The 22,984-nt window shown below is 64.9% G+C and carries 23 protein-coding genes and 1 other RNA gene; 6 read left to right on the top strand and 18 right to left on the bottom strand.

The genetic code is table 11. The features are described 5' to 3' along the window. Positions 1–38: 38 nt before the first annotated feature. From ftsW to rsmI, 13 genes are all read right to left on the bottom strand, one after another. Entirely contained in the window at positions 39–1,214 is a 1,176-nt protein-coding gene (gene ftsW, locus EL335_RS10540; protein ID WP_126446713.1) for a putative lipid II flippase FtsW, read from the bottom strand. After that, positions 1,211–2,581, bottom strand: coding sequence for a UDP-N-acetylmuramoyl-L-alanine--D-glutamate ligase (murD, locus tag EL335_RS10535; RefSeq protein WP_126446711.1), 1,371 nt, complete (start codon positions 2,579–2,581; stop codon positions 1,211–1,213). Before murD ends, ftsW begins: the two co-directional genes overlap by 4 nt. Further along, positions 2,578–3,744 (bottom strand): phospho-N-acetylmuramoyl-pentapeptide-transferase, encoded by a 1,167-nt coding sequence (gene mraY / locus EL335_RS10530; RefSeq protein ID WP_126446709.1) that lies wholly within the window; start codon positions 3,742–3,744, stop codon positions 2,578–2,580. Before mraY ends, murD begins: the two co-directional genes overlap by 4 nt. Further along, complete coding sequence (locus EL335_RS10525; protein WP_126446706.1) at positions 3,734–5,137, bottom strand: UDP-N-acetylmuramoyl-tripeptide--D-alanyl-D-alanine ligase; 1,404 nt, start codon at positions 5,135–5,137, stop codon at positions 3,734–3,736. Before EL335_RS10525 ends, mraY begins: the two co-directional genes overlap by 11 nt. Next, positions 5,131–6,315: a UDP-N-acetylmuramoyl-L-alanyl-D-glutamate--2,6-diaminopimelate ligase gene (locus EL335_RS10520; RefSeq protein WP_284155338.1), complete on the bottom strand. Its 1,185-nt coding sequence runs from the start codon at positions 6,313–6,315 to the stop codon at positions 5,131–5,133. The genes EL335_RS10525 and EL335_RS10520 overlap by 7 nt, the downstream gene beginning before the upstream one ends. Further along, positions 6,312–8,066: a peptidoglycan D,D-transpeptidase FtsI family protein gene (locus EL335_RS10515; protein WP_126446704.1), complete on the bottom strand. Its 1,755-nt coding sequence runs from the start codon at positions 8,064–8,066 to the stop codon at positions 6,312–6,314. Before EL335_RS10515 ends, EL335_RS10520 begins: the two co-directional genes overlap by 4 nt. Beyond that, the gene (gene ftsL, locus EL335_RS10510; protein WP_284155337.1) at positions 8,063–8,326 is read right to left on the bottom strand and encodes a cell division protein FtsL; all 264 of its coding nucleotides are present in this window, start codon (positions 8,324–8,326) and stop codon (positions 8,063–8,065) included. Before ftsL ends, EL335_RS10515 begins: the two co-directional genes overlap by 4 nt. A gap of 234 nt (positions 8,327–8,560) precedes the next feature. Then, positions 8,561–9,493 carry a 16S rRNA (cytosine(1402)-N(4))-methyltransferase RsmH gene (gene rsmH, locus EL335_RS10505; protein WP_126446702.1) on the bottom strand — a complete coding sequence of 311 codons (933 nt, stop codon included), beginning with the start codon at positions 9,491–9,493 and terminating at the stop codon, positions 8,561–8,563. Positions 9,494–9,502: 9 nt separating this feature from the next. Continuing rightward, the gene (gene mraZ / locus EL335_RS10500; RefSeq protein WP_126446700.1) at positions 9,503–9,952 is read right to left on the bottom strand and encodes a division/cell wall cluster transcriptional repressor MraZ; all 450 of its coding nucleotides are present in this window, start codon (positions 9,950–9,952) and stop codon (positions 9,503–9,505) included. A 188-nt stretch (positions 9,953–10,140) separates the two neighbouring features. Beyond that, positions 10,141–10,597: RNase P RNA component class A (gene rnpB / locus EL335_RS10495), an RNA gene on the bottom strand. A 33-nt stretch (positions 10,598–10,630) separates the two neighbouring features. Then, complete coding sequence (locus tag EL335_RS10490; RefSeq protein ID WP_126446698.1) at positions 10,631–11,056, bottom strand: hypothetical protein; 426 nt, start codon at positions 11,054–11,056, stop codon at positions 10,631–10,633. Continuing rightward, complete coding sequence (pyrC, locus tag EL335_RS10485) at positions 11,053–12,096, bottom strand: dihydroorotase (RefSeq protein ID WP_126446696.1); 1,044 nt, start codon at positions 12,094–12,096, stop codon at positions 11,053–11,055. The genes EL335_RS10490 and pyrC overlap by 4 nt, the downstream gene beginning before the upstream one ends. Positions 12,097–12,105: 9 nt before the next feature. Continuing rightward, entirely contained in the window at positions 12,106–12,936 is an 831-nt protein-coding gene (gene rsmI, locus EL335_RS10480) for a 16S rRNA (cytidine(1402)-2'-O)-methyltransferase (RefSeq protein ID WP_284155336.1), read from the bottom strand. Between rsmI and EL335_RS10475 the strand changes: the two genes are divergently transcribed. The 4 genes from EL335_RS10475 to rfaE2 are packed head-to-tail and all read left to right on the top strand — an operon-like array spanning position 12,935 to position 15,073. Then, the gene (locus EL335_RS10475; RefSeq protein ID WP_126446692.1) at positions 12,935–13,294 is read left to right on the top strand and encodes a YraN family protein; all 360 of its coding nucleotides are present in this window, start codon (positions 12,935–12,937) and stop codon (positions 13,292–13,294) included. The two genes, rsmI and EL335_RS10475, sit on opposite strands and share 2 nt — an antisense overlap. A 53-nt stretch (positions 13,295–13,347) precedes the next feature. Then, positions 13,348–13,941 (top strand): phosphoheptose isomerase, encoded by a 594-nt coding sequence (locus EL335_RS10470; RefSeq protein ID WP_126446689.1) that lies wholly within the window; start codon positions 13,348–13,350, stop codon positions 13,939–13,941. Beyond that, entirely contained in the window at positions 13,938–14,588 is a 651-nt protein-coding gene (locus EL335_RS10465) for a BON domain-containing protein (protein WP_126446687.1), read from the top strand. The genes EL335_RS10470 and EL335_RS10465 overlap by 4 nt, the downstream gene beginning before the upstream one ends. Next, positions 14,588–15,073 (top strand): D-glycero-beta-D-manno-heptose 1-phosphate adenylyltransferase, encoded by a 486-nt coding sequence (rfaE2, locus tag EL335_RS10460; RefSeq protein WP_284155502.1) that lies wholly within the window; start codon positions 14,588–14,590, stop codon positions 15,071–15,073. The genes EL335_RS10465 and rfaE2 overlap by 1 nt, the downstream gene beginning before the upstream one ends. Here the strand turns inward: rfaE2 and EL335_RS10455 are convergent. From EL335_RS10455 to EL335_RS10435, 5 genes are read right to left on the bottom strand one after another with little or no spacing between them, the layout of a single operon-like run. Beyond that, on the bottom strand, positions 15,060–16,391 hold the full coding sequence (locus tag EL335_RS10455) for a TAXI family TRAP transporter solute-binding subunit (protein WP_126446683.1): 1,332 nt from the start codon (positions 16,389–16,391) through the stop codon (positions 15,060–15,062). The two genes, rfaE2 and EL335_RS10455, sit on opposite strands and share 14 nt — an antisense overlap. After that, entirely contained in the window at positions 16,391–16,831 is a 441-nt protein-coding gene (gene ssb, locus EL335_RS10450) for a single-stranded DNA-binding protein (protein WP_126446681.1), read from the bottom strand. The genes EL335_RS10455 and ssb overlap by 1 nt, the downstream gene beginning before the upstream one ends. A 9-nt stretch (positions 16,832–16,840) precedes the next feature. Next, positions 16,841–18,025, bottom strand: coding sequence for an MFS transporter (locus EL335_RS10445; protein ID WP_126446679.1), 1,185 nt, complete (start codon positions 18,023–18,025; stop codon positions 16,841–16,843). A 12-nt stretch (positions 18,026–18,037) separates the two neighbouring features. Then, positions 18,038–18,439, bottom strand: a complete 402-nt coding sequence (gene vapC / locus EL335_RS10440; protein WP_126446677.1) for a type II toxin-antitoxin system VapC family toxin — start codon at positions 18,437–18,439, stop codon at positions 18,038–18,040. Next, complete coding sequence (locus tag EL335_RS10435) at positions 18,436–18,687, bottom strand: type II toxin-antitoxin system VapB family antitoxin (RefSeq protein WP_126446675.1); 252 nt, start codon at positions 18,685–18,687, stop codon at positions 18,436–18,438. The genes vapC and EL335_RS10435 overlap by 4 nt, the downstream gene beginning before the upstream one ends. Positions 18,688–19,052: 365 nt before the next feature. Here EL335_RS10435 and uvrA point away from each other — a divergent pair, with 365 nt between their 5' ends. Beyond that, positions 19,053–21,869: an excinuclease ABC subunit UvrA gene (uvrA, locus tag EL335_RS10430; protein WP_126446673.1), complete on the top strand. Its 2,817-nt coding sequence runs from the start codon at positions 19,053–19,055 to the stop codon at positions 21,867–21,869. After that, positions 21,866–22,924: a dTDP-glucose 4,6-dehydratase gene (gene rfbB, locus EL335_RS10425; RefSeq protein WP_126446671.1), complete on the top strand. Its 1,059-nt coding sequence runs from the start codon at positions 21,866–21,868 to the stop codon at positions 22,922–22,924. The genes uvrA and rfbB overlap by 4 nt, the downstream gene beginning before the upstream one ends. The last annotated feature ends 60 nt before the right edge of the window (positions 22,925–22,984 follow it).

Below are 22,984 nucleotides of genomic sequence, written 5' to 3'. Positions count from 1 at the left end.
CAGCGAGTTGGTTTTACGTGCGTGGGGGGCCAATATTTTCATGCCGACAGTCCCCGCATCAACCTTCTATTCTCGTAATCCACTCGCAGCAGCACGGCGAGCGCGACACAGTTGGCGACGATGCCGGAGCCGCCGAAGCTCATCAGCGGCAGCGTCAGGCCCTTGGTGGGCAGCAGGCCCATGTTGACGCCCATGTTGATGAAGCTTTGCAAGCCAAGCCAGATGCCGATGCCCTGCGCGACGAGACTGGCATAGACGCGGTCGAGCAAGAGCGCCTGACGGCCGACCATGAAGGATCGCCAGGTCAAGAGCGCGAAGAGCAGGACGACCGCCACGACGCCGACGAAGCCGAGCTCCTCGGCGATCACCGCGAGCAGGAAATCGGTGTGCGCCTCGGGCAGATAAAACAGCTTCTCGACCGAGGCGCCCAGGCCGACGCCGAACCATTCGCCGCGTCCGAAGGCGATCAACGCGTGCGAAAGCTGATAGCCCTTGCCGAAGGCATCGCGCCACGGATCCATGTAGCTGATGATGCGTTCCCAGCGATAAGGCGAGGAGAGGATCAAGAGCGCGAAGGCAATGGCCATCGCGACGATCAGGAAGACGAACAGCCGGCCGTTCATGCCGCCGAGGAACAGGATGCCCAAGGCGATGCTGACGATGACGACGAAGGCACCGAAATCCGGCTCGCGCAACAGAGCCGCGGCGACGACGATCATCACCGCGGCCATCGGCACGAAGCCGCGCCGGAAGCTGCCCATCTCGGTGAGTTTGCGCGCCGTGTAGTCGGCGGCATACAACACGGCGAACAGTTTCATGAACTCGGAGGGTTGGACATTGATGGGGCCGAGCCCGATCCAGCGCTGCGCGCCATTGACCGATTTGCCGATGCCGGGAATCAGCACGACCGCCAACAGCACCACGCCGGCGAGGAACAGCCAGGGCGAAAGCTGCTGCCAGATGCGCAGCGGAATCTGAAAGGCGATCAGCGCCCACAGCAGCCCGATCGACAGGAAGGCGGTATGGCGCACGAGAAAGTAGGTCGGCGTATGACCGCTGAAGCTCGAACCCTCGGCGGTGGCGATCGAAGCCGAATAGACCATCACCAGCCCGGCGAGCAACAGAGTGAGCGTCGGCCACAAAAGCAGCGGATCGACCTCGTTCGTGGCGGTGGCGCCCGCCACCGGCCGGCGGCCGAGCACGGCGGAGTTCATCGCATGAGCTCCCTCACCGCGGCACGGAAGACTTCGGCGCGGTGCGCGTAATTCTTGAACATGTCGAAGCTCGCGCAGGCCGGCGAGAGCAACACCGCATCGCCGGCCTGCGCCAGTCTGGCCGCGGTGCGCACCGCGGCGGCCATGTCGGTGGCGTTGATCACCGGCACGCCGCAACCGGCGATGGCCCGCTCGATCAGCGGCGCGTCGCGGCCGATCAGCACCACGGCGCGTGCGTGCCGGGCGATGGCGGTTTTGAGCGGCGTGAAATCCTGTCCCTTGCCATCGCCGCCGAGGATGACGACGGATTTCGCCCCCAGCCCTTGCAGCGCAGCGATGGTGGCGCCGACATTGGTGCCCTTCGAGTCATCGAAGAACGTCACACCGCCGATCGTCGCTACTTTCTCGACGCGATGCGGCAGGCCTTTGAAACTGCGCAGCGCCGGCAAGAGCTTGACCGGATCGAGGCCGATCGCGGCGCACAGCGCCAGCGCGGCCTGCGCGTTTGCGGCATTGTGCAGGCCGGCGATCGCCAGGTCCGAGACCGGCAGCAGGAAACGGTCGCCTTGCACCAGCCAGGGTTCGCCCCGGTTTTCGCGCAGGCCGAAATCGTCGGCATCGGCGGGGGCATCGAGACCGAAGGTGATCAGCCGGCGGCCAGGGATGGCCATGCGTTTGACGCGCGGATCGTCGCGGTTGAGCACCTGGGTGCCCGTGCCGCGGAAGATGCGCGCCTTGGCGCTGGCGTAGTCGTCAAGATCGATGTAGCGGTCGAGATGGTCATCCGAGACGTTGAGCACGGTCGCCGCAGTGGCGTCGAGCGTTTCGGTGGTCTCCAGCTGGAAGCTCGACAGTTCGAGCACCCAGGCCTGCGGCAGCGCGCCCTGGTCCTGAAAATCCATCAACGCATCGAGCGCCGCCGGCGAGATGTTGCCGGCGATACCGACCGTGCGGCCGCTGGCGGCGATCAGATGGCCGACGAGCGCGGTCGTCGTCGTCTTGCCATTGGTGCCGGTGATCGCCAGCACCGGCACGTTTTGCCTCAGATCGCGCAAGGCCTGCGCGAACAGCTCGATCTCGCCGACGACCGGAATGCCCTGGGCGCGGGCGTGGATCGCCACCAGCATCCCCGGCGACAGACCCGGCGAGAGCACGACGAGATCGATGCCCTCGAGCAGGGATTTGTCGAACTCGCCGGCACGAAACTCGGCGCTGGCGACACGGCACTGCAGGGCCTCGAGACCCGGCGGATTCGTCCGTGTGTCGGCGACGCGCAGCCGCGCGCCCTGCCGGTCGCACCAGCGGGCGCAGGCAATGCCCGATTCACCCAAGCCCAGGATCAAGACGTGCTTGCCTTCGAGATTCATCGGATCTTCAATGTCGACAGACCGATCAGCACCAGCAGGATGGTGATGATCCAGAAACGCACGACGACCTGGGTTTCCTTCCAGCCGACCTGCTCGTAATGGTGGTGCAGCGGCGCCATCAACAGAATGCGCTGGCCGGTGCCGGTCTTCCATTTGGTGAATTTGTACCAGCCGACCTGCACCATCACCGAGATGGTCTCGGCGACGAACACGCCGCCCATGATGAAGAACACGATTTCCTGCCGCACGATCACCGCGACCGCGCCGAGCGCGGCGCCGAGCGCCAATGCGCCGACATCGCCCATGAACACCTCGGCCGGGTAGGCGTTGAACCACAAAAAGCCCAAGCCCGCTCCGGCCAGCGCGCCGCAGAACACGGCGAGCTCGCCGGCGCCCGGCACATAGGGCAGCAGCAGATATTTCGAGAAACCGGCATGGCCGGCGACATAGGCGAAGATGCCCAACGCTGCTCCGACCATCACCGTCGGCAGGATCGCCAAGCCGTCGAGGCCATCGGTCAGGTTCACTGCGTTGCTCGCGCCGACGATCACGAAGTAGGTGAGGACGATGAAGCCGAAGATGCCGAGCGGATATGAGACGCTCTTGAAGAACGGCACGATCAGGTCGGTCTTCATCGGCACAGGCTGAAAGCCGCTCGTGATCCATTGCAGGATCAGCTCGAGGGTCTTGCCGGTGGTCGGCGCCGAGATCGAAAAGGCGATCCACACGGCGGCGACGATGCCGATCACCGTCTGCCAGAAGAACTTCGCTTTCGCCGACAGGCCCTTCGGGTTGCGATAGACCACCTTGCGCCAGTCGTCGACCCAGCCGATCGCGCCATAGCCGAAAGTGACGATCAGCACGATCCAGACGAAGCGGTTGGTGAGATCCGCCCACATGAGCGTCGACACGCCCAGCGAGAGCAGGATCAACGCGCCGCCCATCGTCGGCGTGCCGGATTTGGCCAGATGCGTCTGCGGGCCGTCGCTGCGCACCGCTTGGCCGATTTTCTTCGCGGTCAGCCAGCGGATCACCGCCGGTCCGAGCAGGAAGGCGACGGTCAGCGCGGTCATCGTCGCCAGCACCGCGCGCAGCGTGAGGTAGTTGAAGACGTTGAAGGCACGGATGTCGGCGCTGAGCCACTGGAACAATTCAAGGAGCATCGCAGTTCCTTTCCGCCGCCGTCGGCGGCCGTGCCGGGGCCGCCGTCTCGACGATGCGTTCGACGACCCGCTCCATCTTCATGAAGCGCGAGCCCTTGACGAGCACGGTGGTGTCCGGATCCAGCAACGGTTTGAGCGCGCGCACCAGGGCATCGACGCCGGTGAAGTGTTGTCCGCCGCTGCCGAAGTCATGCACCGCGGCTGCGCTCTTCTCGCCCAAGGCGAACAGGAGGTCGATCCCCGCGCTCTTGGCATAGCCGCCGACCTCGCTGTGCAGCTGGCCGGCCATTTCGCCGACCTCGCCCATGTCGCCCATGACGAGGATGCGCCGGCCGGGCAAGCTTGCCAGCACGTCGATCGCCGCGCGCATCGAATCCGGATTGGCGTTGTAGCTGTCGTCGATCACACAGGCGCCTCGCAGACCACGCTTGTGTTGCAGGCGGCCGGCGGTGCCGGTGCAGCCAGACAGGCCGCGCACGATCGGTGCCAGCGGCACGCCGATGGCGAAGCACGCGGCAGCGGCGGCGAGTGCATTGCGACCATTGTGCTCGCCGGCCAGCGCCAGCATGATATGCGCATCGCCTTGCGGCGTGACGAGATCGAGCTCGCCGCCACGCGCGAACGGCCGCCAGCGGCCATGCACGGTGGCCTCGGGCGAAAATCCGAAGGTGACGATGCGCCGGCCGACATTGAGGCTGCGCCAGTAATCCGCATACGGATCGTCGGCGTTGATCACGGCAACACCCTCGGGGCCAAGCCCCGCGAAGATCTCGCCCTTGGCGCGGGCGATCTCGGCCAGCGAACCGAGCCCGCCCAGATGGGCGCGCTGGGCATTGGTGACGACGGCGACGGTCGGTTTCGCGATCTGTGTCAGATAAGCGATCTCGCCGGGATGGTTCATGCCCATCTCGATCACCGCCGCGCGATGCGGCGCATGCAGTTTGAGCAAGGTGAGCGGCATGCCGATGTCGTTGTTGCGGTTGCCGCTCGTCGCCAGCACCGCATGCTGGCCGAAGTCGGCGCGCAGGATCGCCGCCGTCATCTCCTTGACGGTGGTCTTGCCGTTGCTGCCGGTGATACCGATGAGCGGCAGGTGGAAGCGGCTGCGCCAGTGGGCGGCGAGCTGGCCCAGGGCGAGGCGAGTGTCTTTGACGCCGATGAGCGGCAGATGGGCATGCGCGGCCGCCCAGCGGCTTTGCACCAGCGCACAGCTCGCCCCTTCGGCCAGGGCCTGTTCGACGTAGTCGTGGCCGTCGAAACGCTCGCCTTGGATGGCGACGAACAGCATGCCCGGCGTGATCGCGCGCGAATCGGTGCCGACGCTGGTGAATTCGACATCCCGCCCGGTCTGGATGCCGTTGAGGATCAGTGCCGTCGCGGAAAGGGTCAGCATCTGGGCACCTCGTGCCGTCTAGCCAGCGCCGACTTTGCGCACTCGATATCCGAAAAGGGAATGCGCGCGCCATTGATCTCCTGATGAGGCTCATGGCCCTTGCCGGCGATCAGGATCACATCATTGGGCGCGGCTGCGGCGAGTGTGGCCGCCACCGCGCGGGCACGGTCGGGCTCGATGACCGGCTGCGACCGCATGCCGGCGACGATCTGATCGATGATCATTAGCGGCTCTTCGCCGCGCGGGTTGTCGCTGGTGACGACGACGCGGTCGGCCAACGCCTCCGCGATCTTCCCCATCTGCGGGCGCTTGCCGGGATCGCGCTCGCCGCCACAGCCGAACACGCAGACGAGCCGGCCGCCGCGGGCATTGGCCGTGCCGCGCAGGGTGGTGAGGACCTTTTCCAGCGCATCGGGCGAGTGCGCGTAATCGACGATCACCAGCGGGTCGTCCGGGCCGCCGCCCAGCGGCTGCATGCGGCCGGGCGGAGCAGTGATCTGCGCCAGCGCTGCGGCGATGGTCGGCAGCGGCATGCCTGCCGCGAGAAGCGTGCCGATCACCGCGAGCAGGTTGGAGGCATTGAAGCGGCCGATCACCGGTGCAAAGATGGCCACACCATCGACGCTGAAGGCCAGTCCACTCGCGGTTTCCGTAAGCCCCATCGCGCGCAGCACACGGTCTGCACCGCCCTCGTCGCCCAGCGTGTAGCCGATCGTCGGCACACGGCCGGCAAGCTTCGCCGCGAGCTCGCGGCCGAAGGGATCGTCGAGGTTCAGCACCGCGCAGCTCAAGCCAGGCCAGTCGAACAGCTTCGCTTTTTCGGCGGCGTAGGCCGCCATCGTGCCGTGGTATTCGAGATGGTCGCGGGTCAGATTCGTGAATACCGCGACATCGAAACGAAGGCCGGCGACGCGGTTCTGATGCAAGCCGATCGACGAGACCTCCATCGCGCAGGCTTGGGCACCCTGCCGCACGCACTCCGGCAGGAACTCGCGCAGCACATGCGCGCCCGGCGTGGTGTTCGGGCCCGGCACCAGCGCGCCCGGAAAGCCGTTACCCAATGTTCCGACGATCGCGCATTTGCGGCCGCCCAGGGTGAGCGCTTGAGCGATCCATTGCGTCACCGAGGTCTTGCCATTGGTGCCGGTGACGCCGACCATGAAGGCAGGCTGGATCACATTTCCTCCGGGGCGGACGTTTCGCTTTTCGCCACCGTCAACAGCCGTGGCGCACCATCGGGGGCAAAGCGCTGGACAGGGGCATCGGACGGGATGCCCAGTGCACGCAAGGCGCTTGCCATCACCGCAGAAAACACCGGCGCGGCGACATCGCCGCCGTAATACTTGCCGGCCGAGGGTTCGTCGATCATCACCGCGACGATCAGCCGTGGATCGGAGGCCGGCGCGAAACCGACGAAGGCCGCGACGTATTTGTTCACATAGGCGCCGCCTTCGAGCTTGACCGCGGTGCCGGTCTTGCCGGCGACGCGATAACCGGGCACCTGCGCCTTCACCGCGGTGCCGCCGGGCTGCACCACCATTTCGAGCATCGCGCGCATTTCCTTGGCGGTCTGCTCGGAGAATACGCGCATGCCGACGGCGGGCGGGACGTCCACGCGCGTCAGCGACAGCGGCACGAGATCGCCGTTGCGGGCGAACGCCTGATAGGCGCGCGCGAGCTGGATCAGCGTCACCGAGATGCCGTGGCCGTAGGACATGGTGGCCTGCTCGATCGGCCGCCAGTGCTTCCAGGGGCGCAGCCGGCCGCTGGCCTCGCCGGGGAAGCCGATCCGGGTCGGCTGGCCGAAGCCCAAGCGGTCGAACATCGCCCACATCTCCTCGGCGGGAAGCGCGAGCGCCATTTTCGAGACGCCGACGTTGGAAGACTTCTGGATCACCTCGGCCACCGTCAGTATGCCATGTGGGTGCGCATCGTGGATCGTCGCCGGGCCGATGGTGAGCTTGCCCGGCGCGGTCTGGATCGGCGTGTTAGAGCGCACCTGGCCCTTGTCGAGCGCCAGCGCGACGGCGAAAGGCTTGAAGGTCGAACCCGGCTCGAAGGTATCGGTGAAGGCGCGATTCCTGAGCTGTGCGCCGGAGAGCCGGGCGCGATTGTTCGGGTTGTAGGCGGGCAGGTTGGCGAGCGCGAGGATCTCCCCGCTTTTCGCATCGAGCACGACGATGCCGCCGGCCTTGGCGCGATTTTCCGTCACCGCCTGCTTGAGCTGCGCGTAGGCGAGATATTGCAGCTTGGCGTCGATGGAGAGCGTGACATCCTTGCCCTCCTGCGGCGCGCGGATCGATTCGACGTCCTCGACGATCTGGCCGCGACGATCTTTGATGACACGCCGGCTGCCGGGCTTGCCGGCAAGCACTTTGTCGAGCGCGAGCTCGATGCCTTCCTGGCCGGCATCCTCCGCGCCGGTGAAGCCGAGCAGGTGAGCGGTGACCTCGCCGGCGGGATAGTAGCGGCGGTATTCGTTCTGGAAATGGATGCCGGGTAGCTTGAGCTCTGCCACCCGGGCGGCGACATCCGGCGGAATCTGGCGCTTCAGAAAGACGAAATCGCGTTCGGCGGCGAGTTTCCTGACGAGATCATTCACCTCCATGTCCAGCACACGCGCGAGGTCGCGCGCCTGGGCAGGCGAAAGCCGGACATCCTCCGGGATCGCCCAGACCGACTTGACCGGCGTCGATACCGCCAGCACATCCCCGTTGCGATCGAGGATGCGGCCGCGCGTGGCCGGGATCTCGATCACGCGCTCATAGCGCGATTCGCCCTTGCCGATCAGGAAGTCCTTGTGGATGCCCTGCAGATAGAAGGCGCGTCCGATCAGCGCAGCAAACCCAATGATGAGCAGCGCGAGCACGAGCCGGGAGCGCCAGATCGGCAGGCGGTCGTCGAGAAGAGGGCTCTTGGCGAGTTTCATTCGTGAATGCTGTAGATCTGCTGCGGCCGGGGTGCGTGCATGCCGAGCTTGTCGCGCGCGACCTGCGCGACGCGTGCGTGGGTGGCCCAGGTGCTCTGCTCGAGCTGCAGCTGGCCCCATTCGACCTCGAGCGCGCGCATGCGTTCCTGCTCGCGTTCGAATTCGCTGACCAGCTTGCGCGCCCGGTGGTTGGTCGAGACGACCGCCAGCGCCGAAACCAGCACGGCAATGATCAGGACGAAATTGAGCCTTGCCATCATCCTAAAAACCCCAGTTGGACGCGCCCGATGGTGCGTGCCGGCGGGCGGATGGCGCGACGCGACGACGCAGCAGGCTCATGCCTGCAAGGAGGAGCAACAAAGCCAGGCGCCCGGCGGGGCGCGCCAGCGGGTGCGTAGCGGGGTCACCGACTCGGTGAGCGGGGATAGTGTGGCAACCTCTGATTCTCAAAGGCATTTTTTGCCTACAGGAGCGGTCAACTGGGGTTTTTAGGATCATAGCTTCTCCGCGACCCGCAGCACTGCGCTCCTGGCGCGTGGATTGCGGGCGATTTCCGCATCGCCTGGGCGGATCGGTTTGCCGATCAGGCGCAGACTCGGCGCTGGCAGATCGGCAGCCCGCACCGGCACGCCTTTCGGAGGTTGCGGCGGCTGCGCCGCGGAACGCAAAAAACGCTTGACGATGCGGTCTTCGAGCGAATGAAAGCTGATCACGGCGAGTCTTCCGCCCGGCCGCAAACGGCCGAGCACCTCGGGCAGGGCTAGCGTGAGCTCCTCAAGCTCCCGATTGACGTGAATCCGTAGAGCCTGGAAGGTGCGCGTCGCCGGATGCTGGTTGGCTTCACGCGTGCGCACGACCTGCGCCACGAGCGCGGCAAGTTGTCCTGTGGATGAAATACGGCGTTGCTGCCGAGCAGCAACAATCGCCTTTGCAAGCGCATGAGCAAACCGTTCTTCGCCATACTCACGAATCACCTCCTCGATTTCCGATTGATCGGCCCGCGCCAGAAACTCCGCCGCGGTTTCCCCTTGCGTCGTATCCATGCGCATGTCGAGCGGCGCATCGAAACGAAAACTCATGCCGCGCAATGGCTCGTCCAGCTGCGGCGAGGACACGCCCAGATCGAGCAAAACCCCATCGACCCGATCGACATCCAAGGCATCCAATACCTCGCCCAAGCGGCTGAAAGCGGCATGGACGAGCATCAAGCGTGGATCGGCGATTTCCCTGCCCGCATCGATCGCCTGCGGATCGCGATCCAGCGCGACGAGCCGCCCCGTGGGGCCAAGCCGTTCGAGGATCGCGCGGCTGTGGCCGCCGCGCCCGAAGGTGCCATCCACATAGATGCCGTCGAGCCGGATGGCCAATGCGGCGACGGCCTCGGCAAGCAGCACCGGCTGGTGCTGCGCGCTTGGGTTTGCGTTCATCGCCGCCGCTCACAGGGAAATACCCTCGAATCCCGGCGGCGGCTCGCTGCCGGCCAGGGCCTCGAAGGCGGTTTCATGTTGGCGGCGCCAGCCGGCGTCGCTCCAGATCTCGAAGTGGCTGCCCATGCCGACCAGCCATACCTGCTTGTCGAATTCGGCGGTCTCGCGCAGCTCCGGCGCGATCAGGATGCGGCCGGCGCCATCGAGCTCGCAATCGCGCGCGTTGCCGACCAGGATCCGTTTGAGCGCCGCCGAGCGCGGATCGAAACTCGGCGCGGCGAGGATCTTGTCGCGGATCGGCTGCCAGGCAGGCTCGGGGTAGAGCAGCAGACAACGGTGCGGATGCGCGGTGAGCACCAGCCGGCCATTGCCGGCGGCGAGCAAGTCGTCGCGATGCCGGGCCGGGATCGCCAGCCGCCCCTTCGCATCCAGACTCAGTTGTGCCGCGCCTTGGAACACACGCCTCCCCACTTATCCCCACTTGGCCCCACTTTATTCCACCAATTTCGGCGCGTCAATAGCCAAACGCGGAAAATTTCAGGCGCAACAAAGGCTTATCAGCGATTCGGCATGTATTCTTTGAACAAAAAATCCTTGCAAATCAATGCACGGAAATACGTTCTGAAAGTGATTTGTGAAGAATGGGGGATGGAAGTCCGCCGATAAGCCGGGTTCTGTCGTGGGCAGCCATTCCTCTAGGCCTGCCGTTGCCGACAGGCTCGAGCAGCCTACCCGGGAGCGGCGCGAGCCACGCCATCGCTCCCCTATTTGGCCTTGCCCCGGATGGGGTTTTGCCTGCCGCCGCCATTACTGGCGGCGCGGTGGGCTCTTACCTCGGCAATACTCACGCATTGCCGCCGCACCTCGCGGTGCGCCGCCATTTCACCCTTGCCTGATCCGCCCCTGCTCATTCGAGAGCGAGACTTTGCCGCCTTGCGGCGTCAAAGTCGGGGCAGCCATCGGCGGTATGTTTTCTGTGCCACTTTCCGTCGCCTTGGGCCGCCGACGGCGGCTTGCTGCGCCCGGCCGTTAGCCGGCATCCTGCTCTATGGGGCCCGGACTTTCCTCGTCACCTCGCGGTGCCGCGGCTGCCTGGCGGACTTCCGTTGGCTAGGATACTTGGGGTGTGAAAATGGTTCAACCGCCGTTGTTGCTGCCTTTGTCGCCCGTTTCCGGCACGAAGCGGAACACGCCGCCCTTGACGCGGAAGCTGCCGAGCAGTTCGCCGGGCTCCGGGGGTTCCTCTTCGAAGGCTTGCATGCGGCAGGTTTGCGTCTCGGCGACATACCAGCGGCTACCCTGGTTGAGGATGTAGGCGCCGGTCGGCGTGCGATAGAGATCGATGCGCAGCTTCTCGCCGGCTTTTTTCAGCGCGTAGCGCCGCTGGCATTCGGGATAGCGCGTGACGATCAGATCGAGCTCCCAGCCGCTGCTCCAGAAATAGGGCTTGTTGCGCTCCACGGTCAGCGAATGATTGCCGCCGTCGATCTCGTAGCCGGCGGGTTCCTTCGCGCAGGCGGCGATGAGCGGCAGCAGCAAAAGACAAAGCAGGCGCCGGTTCATTGCATATCCTCCAGTCTCCAGCCGACCGTCTCGCCGGCGCGCAGCGGCACCAGCACGTCGTCGGCAGCATAGGGCAATTCGTTCGGCACGCGCCAGCGCTCGCGCACGAGGGTGATCTGCTCCCCATTGCGCGGCAGGCCGTAGAAATCGGCGCCGAAGAAGCTCGCATAGCCTTCGAGCGCATCGAGGGCGCCGGCGGCCTCGAAGGCTTCGGCATAGAGCTCGATGCCCGCATGCGCGGTATAACAGCCGGCGCAGCCGCAGGCCGCTTCCTTGGCGCGGCGCGCGTGGGGCGCGGAGTCGGTGCCGAGGAAGAACTTCGGGTTGCCGGAAGTGGCCGCCGCGATCAGCGCCTGGCGATGCACTTCGCGCTTTGGCACGGGCAGGCAATAGTGGTGCGGGCGCAGGCCGCCGGAGAAGATCGCGTTGCGGTTCATCAGCAGATGGTGCGCGGTGATCGTCGCCGCGACGTTCGCGCCGCTGGCTTTCACGAACTCGACGCCCTCGCGGGTCGTCACGTGTTCGAGCACGACTTTCAGCGCCGGAAAATCTTTCGTCAAAGGCGCTAGCACCGTGTCGATGAACACCGCCTCGCGATCGAAGATGTCGACCGCCGGGTCGGTGACCTCCCCATGCACCAAGAGCGGCAGGCCGAGCCTTTCCATGCGCGCGAGCGTCTTGGTGCATTTCGTGAGATCGGTGACGCCGGCATCGGCATTCGTCGTCGCGCCGGCCGGATAGAGCTTCACCGCATGAATGATGCCGCACTCCTTCGCGCGGTCGATCTCGTCGGCCGGCAGGTTGTCGGTCAGATACAGCGTCATCAAGGGCGTGAAACTCAGCCCTGGCGGAACGGCAGCCAGGATGCGTGCGCGGTAGGCGGCGGCCTCGGCGACGCGGGTCACGGGTGGCTTCAGGTTCGGCATCACGATCGCACGTGCGAAGCGCCGCGCCGTGTCGGGCAGCACGGCCTTCAGGGCCTCGCCGTCGCGCAAGTGAAGATGCCAGTCGTCGGGGCGGGTGAGGGTGATCGAATCCATGTACGGATTTTAGCCACCCTTCATTTCGAGCGCCCGGGCGTAGAGCTCATTCTTCGACTTTCCGGTGATTTCGGCCGCGAGCTTCGCTGCCGTTTTCACCGGCAACTCGGTGAGCAGCAGTTCCAGGATACGCTCGCTCTCGGCGTCGAGTCCCTGGCATGACGGCGGGCCGGAAACGAGCAGGACGAATTCGCCGCGGCGGCGGTTTTCGTCGGCGGCGAGCCACGCCGGTGCGGCAAGAAGCGGCAGGCGCACGATCTCCTCGAACAGCTTGGTGAGCTCGCGCGCGATGACGATTTCCCGCTCGGGTTCGAGCAGGCTGGCGAGGTCGGCGACGGTCTCGACGATGCGGTGCGGCGCTTCGTAAAACACCAGGTTGACGGGCAGCATTTTGAGCTGCCTGAGTGCCGTCCGGCGAGCGCCGACTTTCGTCGGCAGGAAGCCGACGAAGCAAAACGGGCCTTCGAAGCCCGCTGCCGAGAGCGCGGCGATCGCCGCATTCGCACCGGGAATGGGGCTGACGCGAAATCCAGCCGCATGCACGGCGGCCACCGCGAGCGCGCCGGGGTCGGAGACGGCCGGGGTGCCGGCATCGGAAATCAGCGCGACGTCCTTGCCTTCGCCCAGCAGTGCGATCAGCCGCTCGGTGGCTTGCCGTTCGTTGTGCTCGTAAAGCGCCAGCAGGGGGGTGCGGATGCCGTAATGATCCAGCAGCCGCCGTGCATGCCGCGTGTCCTCGCAGGCGATCACGGCGACGCTCCTGAGCGTCTCCAGCGCGCGCAGCGTGATGTCGGATAGGTTGCCGATCGGGGTGGCGACGATGAATAATGTGGCGGACATGAACGGCATTATCCCCCGGAACAGGAAAGCGCTCGGCGATGCCGGCGAGGAGATCGCCGCCCGGCACCTCATTGCGCAGGGCCTGACGATCCTCGCCCGCAACTTCCGTGTCAAAGGCGGCGAGATCGATCTCGTCTGCCGCGAGGGCTTGACGACCGTGTTCGTCGAAGTGCGTCAGCGCGCGCGCGGCGATTTCGGTGGCGCGGCCGACAGCGTGACACCCGCGAAACAGCGACGGCTGATCCTCGCCGCACGTCACTGGCTGGCTCGGCATGGGGAAACAGCCTGTCGTTTCGATTGCGTGCTGATCGATGGCGGCAAAACCGAGTGGCTCAAAGATGCGTTTCGCCCCGAATGACCGCTCTATTCGTGGCCAGACCGCTCGTTCCGATTCGCTAGAATCACGTGGCCATGAGCCTTCTTCAACGCATCAAAACGCAGTTCGACGACAGTCTCGCCGTGAAAAGCGCGGCGCTCCCGGCACTTGCTGCACCGCTCGAGCAAGCGATCCGCCTGATGGCCGCGACACTTTCCGCCGGCGGCAAGGTGATGAGTTGTGGCAACGGCGGTTCGGCCGCCGATAGCCAGCATTTCGCTGCAGAGCTTTTGAACCGCTTCGAAAAGGAGCGGCGGCCGCTGGCGGCGCTCGCGTTGACCACCGACACCTCCACGCTCACTTCGATCGCCAATGACTATACCTTCGATCAGGTGTTCGCCAAGCAGGTGGCGGCACTCGGGCGCGCGGGCGACGTCTTGCTGGCGATCTCGACCTCCGGCAATTCGCCGAACGTCGCCGCGGCGATCGATACCGCCCATGCGCTGGGCATCCGTGTCGTCGCGCTCACCGGCAAAGGCGGCGGAACCATCGGCCAGCGACTCGGCTCGGACGACATTCATATTTGTGTTCCCGCCGATCGCACGGCGCGTATCCAGGAAGTCCATCTCCTGACGATCCACTGCCTGTGCGACGGCATCGACGCCCTCATCCTCGGAGAAAGCCAATGAAGCGACGCACCCTGATCCTGCTTGCCACCCTCGTCCCCCTCTTGTCCGGATGCTTCGGCGCCGTGGCCGTCGGCACCGGCGTCGGCGTGCTGGCCTATGCCGACCGCCGCACGACGGAAACCCAGGTGACCGACGAAGGCATCGAGTTGCGCGCCGCAAGCCGCATCTCGGAAAAGTTCGGCAGCAGCACCCATGTCAACGTCACCAGCTACAACCGCACCGTGTTGCTCACCGGCGAGGTGCCAGATGCCGCGACCAAGGCGGAGGTCGAAAAGATCGTCGCCGCGGTGCCGAACGTCAAGGCGATCAGCAACGAGCTCGCCATCGCCGGCGCGAGCTCCTTGGCCTCGCGCAGCAATGACACTTACATCACCTCGAAGGTCAAGGCGCGTTTCATCGATGCCAACCAGTTCGCGGCCAATCATGTCAAGGTGGTCACCGAAGACGGCGTGGTGTATTTAATGGGCCTGGTGACGCAAAAAGAAGCCAATGCCGCGGTCGAGATCGCCCGCACCACGGGTGGGGTCAAGAAAGTCGTGCGCGTCTTCGAGATCATTTCGGAGGCCGAGGCGCAACGGCTCTCCGGCGGCGGGCAGGGCGCATCCGGCGCGCCGGCGCAGCAGGCACAGCCCAAGCCGGCACAGTGATCTATCCGCCGCCGGCCTTCGAGCGAAAACTGTGCGCGCCCGCCGAGCTGGCGGCGCGCGCGGCGCTCTTGCCGGCGCCCAGGGTATTCACCAACGGCTGTTTCGACCTCCTGCACCGTGGCCATGTCACCTATCTCGCCCAGGCGCGCGCCTTGGGCGCGAGCCTGATCGTCGCGGTCAATTCCGATGCCTCGGTCAGGCGGCTCGGTAAAGGCGGCGATCGACCCGTCAATCCGCTCGAAGACCGCATCGCGGTGCTCGCCGCGCTGGAAAGCGTCTCCCTGGTCACCTGGTTCGACGAGGACACGCCCTTGCAGCGCATCCTCGACTGCCGGCCCGAGATCCTCGTCAAGGGTGGCGATTGGCCGGTCGAGAAAATCGTCGGCGCGGCGGAAGTGCTCGGCTGGGGCGGGGAAGTGCATTCGATCCCCTTCCTGCACACGCGCTCGACCACCGCGCTGCTGGAGAAGATCAGGCACCTGTAGTGGCCTTGTCGATCGCCTTGCGCACCAGCCCCAGATGCACGCGCAGGGTGTAGACCATGTCGCTGAAGGCCAGCGGAACCGCCAGGTGATTGACTTCGCGTTCGATTGCATCGACGCGCTTCATCCATTCCTCGCGCGAAAGCTTCGTGGGATCGGCTTCGAGTTCGGCTTCGAGAAACTTGAGCTCACCATAACGCCGGTAGATGCGCGACTTGATACGCCAGTTGTAGAGCCCGGGGGCGAATTTCAGCACCGGGATCAATACCGCAAACAGCGGAATCAGCATCACCACCATCCGGTCGATCAGGGTCGCCGCCCAGAACGGCAGGAAACGTTGCAGCCAGGGTTTGCCGGATTTGTAGAACCGCTCCGCTTCGGGCGAAAGCGGGAAGTCGACGCTCCCTGCGACCGTCGGACGGGGAAACTCGCCGGCACGCTGGAAGATACCAGCGCCACCGTGGGCCTCGGTCATCGCCTGCAGCAGCAGATCGACCAATGCCGGATGAGTATCCGCGCGCACCACCAAGGTCGCCGTCGGCGCCAGCAGCGCGACTTCGGTCGGCGGCTGGTCGGCGGCCAGATCGATCGCCCCGCGTGGTAGCACCAGCTTGTTCAGCCACGGAAACTGGCGTGTGTAGGCTTCGGCATGGACGAGATTCATCAGCCGCACGCCGGGCGTGTGCAGCAAGGTCCAAACCGTTGCCGATTGAGTAGGGCCGACGACGAAGGCAGCATCGATGCGTTTGTTGGCCAAGGCTTCCGCAAGTCCCAGGCCGCCTTGCTCGATCAGACGAGTGTTGGTGGCATCGATCTGGCTGACGGAAAGCATTTGGTCGGCAAGGTGGCGGGTGCCGCTGCCGGGAAGGCCGATCGCAATGCGCTTGCCCTTTAGGTCGATGAGGCGTGTCGGCGAGCCGAGCTCGGCACGATAAAAAATCCACAACGGTTCGTAGTAGAGGCTGCCCAGCGAGTAGAGCGCGTCGCCTTCCTGAATGGAAGCGGTGCCGCCTTGGATGAAGGCGGCATCGATGGCCTCGTTCGGGTCGCGCAGCCGCGCCAGATTTTCGGTCGAACCCGCCGAAGGCCATTCGCTGACCGTGACGCCATAGCGTGCCAGCACGTCTTTGTAGATCGCACCGAAACGCTGATAGGCACCGCCCTCGCTGCCGGTCGAGAGCGTCAATGTATCCGGCGGAGCGGGGCGGATGAAGCGCGACGCAAGCCAGAAACCAGCGATCACCAGGAACAGCAGCGGCAAGCCGACGAGCAGCAGATCGCGCAGCGAATATTCACGCAGCGGACGGTGCCGGCGTTTCATCAAAACGGAATGTCGTCCTCGACGTCACTGAAGCCGCCATTCGTCGCCGGGGCGCTTGGCGCGGGGCGCGCGCCAGTCTCACGTGGACCAGCCTCACCCATGCCTTCGCGCCGGCCGAGCATCTGCATCTCGTTGGCCTCGATCTCGGTGGTGTAGCGGTCCTGGCCGTCCTGTCCCTGCCACTTGCGGGTGCGCAGGCGGCCTTCGACATAGACCTGCGATCCTTTCTTGAGATACTGACCGGCGATCTCGGCGAGCTTGCGATAGAACACCACGCGGTGCCACTCGGTCATCTCCTTCCTCTCGCCGGTGTTCTTGTCCTTCCAGCTCTCAGTGGTGGCCAGCCGGATGTTCGTCACGGCATCGCCGTTCGGCAGATAGCGGATCTCTGGGTCCGCGCCGAGATTGCCCACCAGAATCACTTTGTTCACCGAGGCCATGTTCTCTCCCTAGTTCGTCCGTGGTTGGGGCGTCTGCAGCAGTGACGCCAGCATCAGCCAGATGATACCAAGCGCGGCGCAAGCGAGATGAACGCCGCTCGGGCCGTGATGCTTGCCGAGCCAGCCGCCCAGAGCGCCGCCGAGGAACAGGCCGATCGACTGCGTCGTGTTGTAGATGCCCAGTGCGGCGCCTTTCGCGGCGGGCGGGGCGAGGCGCGAGATCAGCGAGGGCTGCAGCGCCTCGAGGATGTTGAAGCCGATGAAGAAGGCGAGCAACCACAGGCCCGTCGCCCACAGACCGCCGGAGAGCGCTAGGCCGCCCTGGACGACGATCAGGAGCGCCACCGCGCCGACATAGACCGAGCGCATGCGGCCGCGTTTTTCGGCGACGATGACTGCCGGCACCATCACGGCGAATGAGAGCAGCACCGCAGGCAGATAAATCTTCCAGTGCTCGCCGCCGGGAAGCCCTGCGGCCGCCAGCGCCGGCGGGATGACGACCCACAGCGCCGTCTGCATCAGGTGCAGCGCGAAGACACCGAAATTGATGCGCGCGAGCTTCGCATCGAACAGCACGGTAGCAAACGGCGGACGCTCGTGCGTTGCGAAACTCGGCGGCTTCGGCACGGCACTGAACAGCAGCACGATGGCGCCAAGCGCGAGCGCGCCGATCAGTACGAACAAGCCCGAAAGGCCCAAGGCGGCCGCCAGAGGCGGCGCGATCACCAATGAGGCGGCGAACACCAGGCCGATCGAGGCGCCGATCATCGCCATCACCTTGGTGCGATGCTGCTCGCGGGTCAGATCCGCGGCCAGCGCGGTGATCGCGGCGGAAATCGCCCCGGCGCCCTGCAGCACCCTGCCGACGATCATGACGTGGATGTTCGGCGCGGCCGCGGCGACGAAGCTGCCGGCCGCGAACAGCAGGAGACCAAACGCGATCACCGGCTTGCGGCCGAAGCGGTCGGAAGCGATGCCAAACGGAATCTGCAAAAAGGCCTGGGTCAGACCATAGGCACCCAAGGCGAGGCCCACCAGCAGCGTATCGTCGCCGCCGGGAAGCTTCCGGGCCAGCAGCGTGAATACCGGCAGGACGAGGAAAAGCCCGAGCATGCGCAGGCCGAAGATGCCGGCCAGCACGCCGCCGGTGCGTCGCTCGGCGGGGGTCATCGGGTCAAGGGCGGGGGAACGCATAGAAAAACTCTCTCAATGGCGCCAGACGCGCAAGCCGCGGTGCGCTTCGAGCGCGTCGAAATCGGCATCGCTGTGAAGCAGGGCGTAGCCGTGTTCGATGCAGAAGCTGGCGAGCAAGACGTCGATCGGGCTGCGAATTGTAATGCCCAGCCTGCGCAATGCCCGGTAATGTTCCGCGGCGGCGAGCGCGTTTTCCTGGCCGCCGATCGCGACCACCGGCAAGGCGGAAAGCGCCCGTTTCGCCGCGAAGAAGTCTTGTGGATCGCAAAAACCGCGCAGCACCTCGAAGAGGGTCAGATCGGCCATTTCCAAGGGTGCTGCGCCATCGGCGAGCAGATCGGTGAGCCGTGCGACCGCCGTCGTCTCACGGCCGTTGAAGAAGTCGATCCAGACGGAAGCGTCGACGAGGATCATTTGCCCGTCGCCGTCACATCGGCTTCGCTCGCCTCATAGCGAGCGGGCGGTTCCATGACCAGCTGGCTTGCGGCCGGTTGGGCGTCTTCCCAGCGCAGCTTGCCGCGCAAGGCGAGAATCTCGCGGTAGGCGGCCTGACGCGCCAATAGACGCAAGCCGGCATCGACCGCTTCTTTCTTGGTCTTGAACGGCCCGGCCTTCATCGCTTGGGCGATGAGTTCGTCGTCGAGGATGATGTTAGTGCGCATGGTGTGTATCGGATATCTGTAACGATGTGCATCATACACGATTCTTCAACCTAAAAACCCCAGTTGACCGCTCCTGAAGGCAAAAAATGCCTGAGAAGATCGAAAGATGTCTCACTGATTCCGCTCACCGGAGAGGTGACCCCGCTACGCACCCCCTGGCACGCGCCGACGGGCGCCTGGCTTTGTTGCTCCTCCTTGCAGGCATGAGCCTGCTGCGTCGTCGCGTCGCGCCATCCGCCCGCCGGCACGCACCATCGGGCGCGTCCAACTGAGGTTTTTAGGTTCAAGGCTGCAACAACCCGGCGGCTTCGGTGCGGCAGGGATTTTCCGTATAGTGTCGGGTTCGCCATTTCGTTCGATCCCGCATGGAAACGATCCGAATTCGCGGCGCCAGGACGCACAACCTCAAGAGCATCGATCTGGATCTGCCGCGCAACAAGCTGACGGTGATCACGGGCCTTTCCGGCTCAGGCAAGAGTTCGCTCGCCTTCGATACGCTCTATGCCGAAGGTCAGCGCCGCTATGTCGAATCGCTGTCGGCTTACGCGCGCCAGTTCCTGCAGCTGATGGAGAAACCCGATGTCGATCTGATCGAGGGCCTCTCGCCCGCCATTTCCATCGAACAGAAGGCCACCAGCCACAATCCGCGCTCGACCGTTGGCACGGTGACCGAGATCCACGACTATCTGCGCCTGCTTTACGCCCGCGCCGGCACGCCACATTGTCCCGAGCATGGCGTGGCGCTGGCGGCGATGAGCGTCTCGCAGATGGTCGATCAGGTGCTCGCGCTGCCCGAGGAGACGAAGCTGATGATCCTCGCGCCGGTCGTTGCCGACCGCAAGGGCGAGCAGCTCGATTTGTTCGCGGAACTCAAGGCGCAAGGGTTCGTGCGCCTCAGGGTCGATGGCAAGGTGCATGACATCGATGCATTGCCGAAGCTCGCCAAAACGAAAAAGCATTCGATCGACATCGTCGTCGATCGACTCAAGATCCGCCCCGACCAGCGCCAGCGGCTCGCCGAGAGTTTCGAGACGGCGCTCACCCACGCCGAAGGGCGGGCAATTGCCGTCGAGATGGATTCCGGTATCGAGCATCTGTTCTCGGCCAAGTTTGCCTGCCCGCATTGCGGCTACGCGCTGCCCGAGCTCGAGCCGCGCCTGTTTTCGTTCAACAACCCGATGGGCGCCTGCCCGCAATGCGATGGTCTGGGGCAGATCCAGTTCTTCGATCCGGCGCGCGTCGTCGCCTATCCACATCTTTCTCTGGCCGCCGGCGCGATCAAAGGCTGGGATAGACGCAACCAGTTCTACTTTCAGATGATCGAGTCGCTCGCCGCGCATTACGGCTTCGCTGTCGACACGCCCTTCGAGACGCTGCCGGAAAGTGTGCGCCAGATCGTGCTCTACGGTTCTGGCCGCGAGTCGATTCGCTTTCGTTATCTCAACGAAAAAGGCACGCGCTTCGAGCGCCCCCACCCTTTCGAGGGCATCATCCCGAACCTCGAACGCCGCTACCGCGAGACCGATAGCCTCATGGTGCGCGAGGAGCTGGCGAAATACCTGAATCACAAGCCCTGCCCGGAATGCGGCGGCGCGCGCCTGCGGCTGGAAGCGCGCCATGTCTTCGTCGGCGGCAAGACGATCACCGAGTTAAGCCGCATGAGCCTCATCGACTGCCGCGACTTCTTCAATCTGCTGCAACTTGCCGGCCAGCGCGCCCAGGTGGCCGAGAAGATCGTCAAGGAAATCACCTCGCGGCTGACTTTCCTCATCAACGTCGGGCTCGATTACCTGTCGCTCGACCGCTCGGCCGAGACGCTCTCGGGCGGCGAGGCGCAGCGCATCCGGCTCGCCTCGCAGATCGGCTCGGGGCTCACCGGCGTAATGTATGTGCTCGACGAGCCGTCGATCGGCCTGCATCAGCGCGACAACACGCGGCTATTGCAGACGCTCGCCAGCTTGCGCGATCTGGGCAACACGGTGATCGTCGTCGAGCACGACCAGGAGGCGATCGAATCGGCCGACCACGTCGTCGACATGGGGCCGGGCGCCGGCGAGCATGGCGGGCGCATCGTTGCTGCCGGCACGCCGCAAGAGATTGCCGCCCATCCCGAGTCGCTCACCGGCGCTTATCTGTCGGGCCGGCGCAGGATCGAGGTGCCAAAGAAAAGAACGCCGCCCAATCCGGCGCGGCAGCTGAAAATCCGCGCTGCTTCGGGCAACAACCTCAAGCATGTCGATCTGGAGATTCCGGTGGGGCTTCTGACTTGCATCACCGGCGTTTCCGGCTCGGGCAAAAGCACCTTGATCAACGACACACTCTATGCCGCCGCCGCGCGTCATCTCTATGCTGCGGCGCTGGAACCCGCGCCGCACGAGGAAATCCAGGGTCTCGAATTCTTCGACAAGGTGATCAACGTCGATCAGTCGCCGATCGGCCGCACACCGCGCTCGAACCCGGCGACCTACACGGGGCTCATGACGCCGATCCGCGAACTCTTCGCCGCCGTGCCGCAGGCGCGCGAACGCGGCTACGGGCCGGGGCGGTTTTCCTTCAACGTCAAGGGCGGCCGCTGCGAGGCCTGCCAGGGCGATGGGCTCATCAAGGTCGAGATGCACTTCCTGCCCGACATCTTCGTGCCCTGCGACGTCTGCCACGGCAAACGCTACAACCGCGAAACACTCGAGATTCGCTACAAGGGCAAGACGATCTATGAAGTGCTACAGATGACCGTCGAACAGGCCTACGAATTCTTCGCGCCGGTGCCGGTGGTGGCGAGGAAACTGCAAACCCTGATCGACGTGGGCTTGTCCTACCTCCAGCTGGGACAGTCGGCGACGACGCTCTCGGGAGGGGAGGCGCAGCGAGTCAAGCTCGCGCTGGAACTTTCCAAGCGCGATACCGGCCGGACGCTCTATATTCTCGATGAGCCGACCACCGGGCTCCATTTCCACGACATCGAGATGTTGCTCAAGGTCTTGCACCGGCTGCGCGATGCCGGCAATACGATCGTCGTCATCGAGCACAATCTCGACGTCATCAAGACCGCGGACTGGATCGTCGATCTCGGGCCGGAAGGCGGTGAGGGCGGTGGACGCATCATCGCCACCGGCACGCCGGAGGCCGTCGCAAAGATGCCCGGCAGCCATACCGGGTGCTATCTGAAGGAGGTATTGCAGTGATTCTCGTGACTGGCGGCGCAGGATTTATCGGCAGCAATTTCGTGCTCGACTGGCTCGAGGCGATGGACGAGCCGGTGGTCGATCTCGACCGCCTCACTTATGCCGGCAACCTGGAAAACCTGCGCAGCCTGGCCAATGATCCGCGCCACATCTTCGTGCGCGGCGACATCGGCGACTTCGCTCTCGTCGCACAACTGCTGGCCGAGCACCGCCCGCGCGCGATCATCCATTTCGCCGCCGAATCGCATGTCGACCGCAGCATCCACGGGCCGGAGGATTTCATCCAGACCAACATCGTCGGCACCTACCGGCTGCTCGAAGCCGCGCGCGGCTACTGGAGCAAGCTCACGGAAACGGAAAAAGCCGCGTTCCGCTTCCTGCACGTGTCCACCGACGAAGTCTATGGTTCGCTTGGCCCCGCTGAAGCGCCTTTCTCCGAGACCCACCGCTATGAGCCCAACAGCCCCTATTCGGCCAGCAAGGCGGGCAGCGACCATCTGGTGCGCGCCTGGCACCACACCTATGGCCTGCCGGTGCTCACCACCAACTGCTCGAACAACTACGGCCCCTATCAATTCCCGGAGAAGCTCATTCCCCTGATGATCGTCAATGCGCTCGCAGGCAAGCCGCTGCCTATCTATGGCGACGGCCAGAACGTGCGCGACTGGCTCTACGTCAAAGATCATTGCAGCGCGATCCGGGAAGTGCTCGCGCGCGGCCGCGTCGGCGAGACCTACAACATCGGCGGTTGGAACGAGAAGACCAACCTCGAGATCGTGCGCACGATTTGCCAGCGGCTCGATACGCTGCGGCCACGCCCCGACGGTAACACGTATGCCGCGCAGATCACCTTCGTCAAGGACCGCCCCGGCCACGACCGGCGCTACGCGATCGATGCCCGCAAGATCGAGCGCGAACTCGGCTGGCGACCGCGGGAAACTTTCGAGACCGGCATCGAGAAGACGGTCAAGTGGTATCTGGACAACCCGGAGTGGGTCGCGCATGTGCAAAGCGGCGCCTACCGCGAGTGGATCGACAGGCAATATGGAAGTTGAACGAAGGGCCGTTTGTGGTGACAAAAGGCTCACGGCAAGGTAATCTGGCCGAATAGCGGG

This window comes from Sulfuricystis multivorans, assembly GCF_003966565.1.
In the GTDB taxonomy this organism is placed as follows: Bacteria; Pseudomonadota; Gammaproteobacteria; order Burkholderiales; family Rhodocyclaceae; genus Sulfuricystis; species Sulfuricystis multivorans.
Note: the sequence above shows the minus strand (reverse complement) of the source record. Positions and strands in the feature narration are given on the sequence as shown.